Source organism: Kitasatospora sp. NPDC004799, assembly GCF_040609095.1.
Classification (GTDB): domain Bacteria; phylum Actinomycetota; class Actinomycetes; order Streptomycetales; family Streptomycetaceae; genus Kitasatospora.
On record NZ_JBEXJK010000585.1, the window covers coordinates 1 to 3742 of the forward strand.

5 protein-coding genes are annotated in these 3742 nt (G+C 72.1%); 2 read left to right on the forward strand and 3 right to left on the reverse strand.

Annotated elements, in window-relative coordinates:
• Window positions 1–329 (reverse strand): amidohydrolase family protein (locus tag ABZW03_RS38425; protein ID WP_355269150.1); only part of this gene is annotated, 329 nt, incomplete at its 3' end.
• On the reverse strand, window positions 326–1273 hold the full coding sequence (locus ABZW03_RS38430; protein WP_355269152.1) for an ROK family protein: 948 nt from the start codon (window positions 1271–1273) through the stop codon (window positions 326–328). The genes ABZW03_RS38430 and ABZW03_RS38425, both read right to left, overlap by 4 nt.
• A 316-nt stretch (window positions 1274–1589) precedes the next feature.
• Between ABZW03_RS38430 and ABZW03_RS38435 the strand changes: the two genes are divergently transcribed.
• Window positions 1590–2870, forward strand: coding sequence for an extracellular solute-binding protein (locus tag ABZW03_RS38435; protein ID WP_355269154.1), 1281 nt, complete (start codon window positions 1590–1592; stop codon window positions 2868–2870).
• 43 nt (window positions 2871–2913) lie between these two features.
• Here ABZW03_RS38435 and ABZW03_RS38440 read toward each other — a convergent pair whose 3' ends face one another.
• A complete protein-coding gene (locus tag ABZW03_RS38440; protein ID WP_355269156.1) occupies window positions 2914–3264 on the reverse strand; it encodes a cupin domain-containing protein in 351 nt (116 codons plus the stop codon).
• A 67-nt stretch (window positions 3265–3331) separates the two neighbouring features.
• On the opposite strand from ABZW03_RS38440, the gene ABZW03_RS38445 reads away from it, so the two are divergent.
• Complete coding sequence (locus tag ABZW03_RS38445; protein WP_355269158.1) at window positions 3332–3592, forward strand: DUF3263 domain-containing protein; 261 nt, start codon at window positions 3332–3334, stop codon at window positions 3590–3592.
• Window positions 3593–3742 lie beyond the last annotated feature (150 nt).

A 3742-nucleotide genomic window follows, 5' to 3' on the forward strand; every position in this document is an offset into this window, starting at 1 on the left:
GCCTGGCGGGCGACCTCGTCGATCTCGCCGGTGACGGTGGAGGCGACGGTGGTGGTGGTGCCGTGCTCCAGGTGGGTGCGGGCGGCGAGCAGGGCCTCTTCGGCGATGCCGGAGGCGTAGGAGGCGCCGCCGCCGCCGTGGACGTGCAGGTCGACGAAGCCGGGGACGACGGTGTGGCCGGTCAGGTCGAGGTCGCCGGGTTCGGTGTCGCCGCCGAGGCCGGCGATGCGCTCGCCCTCGACGGTGAGGCGGTCGGCCTCGACGACACCGCCGGGCAGGACCAGTCGGGCACCGGCCAGGGCAGTACGGTCACGGTCCGCGGTGGTCACGCGGTCACCTCCATGGTGAGCAGGTCCCAGGCGAGCAGGCCCGCGCCCAGGGATGCGGCGGTGTCTTTGAGCATGGCGGGTACGACCTTCGGGGGCATCTGGAAGGTCAGCCGCCCGGTGACCGCCGCGCGCAGCGGAGTGAAGAGCGTGTCGCCGGCCTCGGCCAGCCCGCCGCCGACGATCACGGTGGACGGGTCGAGCAGGCTCTGGGCCAGCACGATGCCGTCCGCCAGGGCGTCGACGGCCCGCTGCCAGACCGCGCGGGCGCGGTCGTCCCCGGCGTCCACCGCGGCGGCGCAGGATGCCGCGTCGGCGTCGGGGTCGCCGCTGGCCTCGGCCCAGGCGCGGGAGACGGCGGAGGCGGAGGCCAGCGTCTCCAGGCAGCCGCGGGCGCCGCAGCCGCACGGCGGGCCGTCGGGGCGGACCACGACGTGGCCGATCTCCCCGCCGTAGCCGTGCGCGCCGGCCTCGATCCGGCCGTCGATGCCGATGGCGCCGGCGATGCCGGTGCCGAGGGCGATGAACAGGAAGCGGTCGACGCCGCGGCCGGCTCCGAGCCGGCCCTCGGCCAGGCCGCCGGAACGCACGTCGTGGCCGAGGGCCACCGGCATCGCGCTGCCGTCCGGTGCGGCCAGGCGCTCGCCGAGGAGCTTGCGCAGCGGGAGGTCCCGCCAGCCGAGGTTGGCGGAGAAGACCGCGACGCCGTTCTTCTCGTCGATCGTCCCCGGGACGGCGACACCGGCCGCGAGCGGGGCGACGCCGAAACGGCTGCGGCCCTCGTCCGCCAGGTCGGTGGCGAAGTCGAGGATGGCGGCGACGACGGCGTCCGTGCCGTGCTCCCGCCCGGTCGGTCGGCGTGCCTCGAACAGCACGGAGCCGTCCTGGGCGAGCAGCGCGGCCTTCATGCCGGTGCCGCCTACATCGAGTGCGATGACGTGCTTCACGGAGGACAGTTTCCCTTGGGCGGGTCGAAGAGGTCTAGTCCAGTTGTCGGATTGGTCTGGTCCATACTGGGTGAGCTTTGTCGCAGCCGCGGGGGTGTGCGGGGCTTTGCGCCGGGGTTCGCGGCGGGGTCCGGGACGGGTGGGAACGGGCGTTTTGTTGCGCATCATGCAATGACTCCGGGCACTTCGATAACTCCTGGAGCGGCGCGGGTCGGTGGTGTGGACCGGTGGTCGGCGGGTTTGGGAGTGTTGCGCGTCCCCCCGCCGGAATCCCCCGTTCCGGCCGACGTTCATCCCCCCGAAGGCGGTACCCGCGTTGAACAGGCGCGTCCACGTCCCCACCCGTGTGCTCGGCGGTGCGCTGGCCGGAGCACTGGTCCTCACCGCGGTCAGTGCCTGCGGCGGGCAGGACGACGGGCCGGTCACCCTCAGGCTGGTCGCGGCCGACTACGGGGAGAGCCCCGAGACCAACTCCAAGCACTACTGGGACGCGGTCGCCCGGGACTTCGAGGCGGCCAACCCCGGGATCAAGGTCAGCGTCGAGGTGGAGAGCTGGACCGAGATCGGCAAGAAGGTCGAGGACATGATCGCGGCCGGCAAGTCGCCGGACCTGCTCCAGACCGGCGGCTTCGCGGACCAGGTCGCGGCGGACCGGCTGTACCCGGCGTCGGACGTGCTCTCGGTGGACACCCAGGCCAGGTTCCTGGACACCTTCGCGCACGCCGGGCAGGTGCTCGGGACGCAGTACGGGATCCCGTTCGTGTCCTCGTCGCGGGTGCTCTTCTACAACAAGGCGGTGTTCCGGCAGGCCGGGATCACCCAGCCGCCGGCCACCTGGAACGAGCTGCGGCAGGACGCGGAGAAGATCAAGGCCAAGGTGCCGGGGGTGACCCCGTACGGGCTGCCGCTGGGGCCGGAGGAGGCGCCGGCCGAGTCGATGCTGTGGACGCTGAGCGGCGGCGGCAGCATCTCCGACGACGTCGGCAACTACACCATCGACAGCGCCCAGAACCAGGCGACCTTCGGCTGGCTGAAGAGCAACCTGGTGGGCACCGGGCTGACGTACCCGGAGCCGGGCAAGATGAACCGGACCCCGGTGTTCCAGGACTTCGCCGCCGGGAAGGTCGCGATGCTGAACGGGCACCCGACGCTGCTGCGGATGGCGACCGCCGGGAAGATCGAGTTCGGGACGGCGCCGATCCCGAAGAAGGACGGCGTCGGGCGGACCGGGAGCCTCGGGGTCGCGGACTGGATGATGGCGTTCAAGGCGAACAAGCACAAGAACGAGATCAAGAAGTTCCTGGCGTTCGTCTACACCAAGGACAACCAGCTGAAGTTCGACGAGCAGTACAACCTCCTGCCGGTCACTCAGGACGCGTTCGGCCAGATGTCCTCGGACCCGAAGCACGAGGACCTCAAGCAGTTCGCGGTCGGGCTGACGAACGCGAGCTTCTACCCGTTCGGTGACCCGGCCTGGGGCGAGGTCAGCAACCGGATCAAGGCGGGGATCGGGCAGGCGGTGACCGGGGACCCGAAGCAGGTGCTCGGCGGGCTGCAGGAGGCGGCGGTGCAGGAGGCGGTGAAGGTCCGCAAGTAGGGCCGGGGCCGGGCCGGGAGGTGCCTCGGCCCCGGCGGGGGGCTCAGGGGAGGGTGAGGGCGTAGGCCTTGCGGAGGGTCTCGTGGACCGTCCAGGTGGTGCGGTCGCCCTCGCGCAGGACACCGCAGTCGCCGGGGCCGACCTCCAGGGTCGGGCCGCCCTCGATCTCGATGGTGGCCCGGCCGCTGAGCACCACGAACATCTCGTCGGCCTCGACGTCGGTGACCACGCCGGGGGTGATCTGCCAGATGCCGCGCAGGTGGCGGCCGTCGGCGGACTCGGACAGCACCCTGCCGGTGACCTCGGGGGTGCCGGAGACGATCTGGGACGGGTCGAGCGGGTCGGGGTCGAGGTCGGCGGTGGGGATGTGCAGGGCGAAGCCGGGCGTGGTCATGGGGGTGACGGTAGCCGGGCGCGCGGGGCGGTGGGGCGAGCAGTGTGTGTCGGGGTCGGGCGGGAGAATGACACTCCGTAGTGGTGGACGGAGGTTTCCGGTGGGCGAGCTGAGTGAGCGGGACCGGGCGGTGCTGGCGCTGGAGGGGCGGCAGTGGCGGACGGCGGGGGCCAAGGAGCGGGCGATCCGGGAGGAGCTGGGGCTCTCCTCCACGCGGTACTACCAGCTGCTGAACGGGTTGCTGGACCGGGAGGAGGCGTTGGCGCATGCGCCGGTGCTGGTGAATCGGTTGCGGCGGGTGCGGGAGGCTCGGCGGGGGGCTCGTTGAGGGGGGCTCGTTGACGGTGGTCGCTCTCGGGAGGGTGGGGTGGCGGGGCGGCTCCGGGGGTGGGTGCTGCGGGGGCTGGATGATTTTCAGACTGCCGGATCTGTAGGAGGGGCGCCGATCGCCGTTGGCAGTCTGAAAATCACCCGCAAC

Coding starts and splice junctions, on each gene's coding strand:
- ABZW03_RS38440 (WP_355269156.1), bottom strand. CDS start 3,264: ATGACCACGCCCGGCTTCGCCCTGCACATCCCCACCGCCGACCTCGAC.
- ABZW03_RS38445 (WP_355269158.1), top strand. CDS start 3,332: ATGACACTCCGTAGTGGTGGACGGAGGTTTCCGGTGGGCGAGCTGAGT.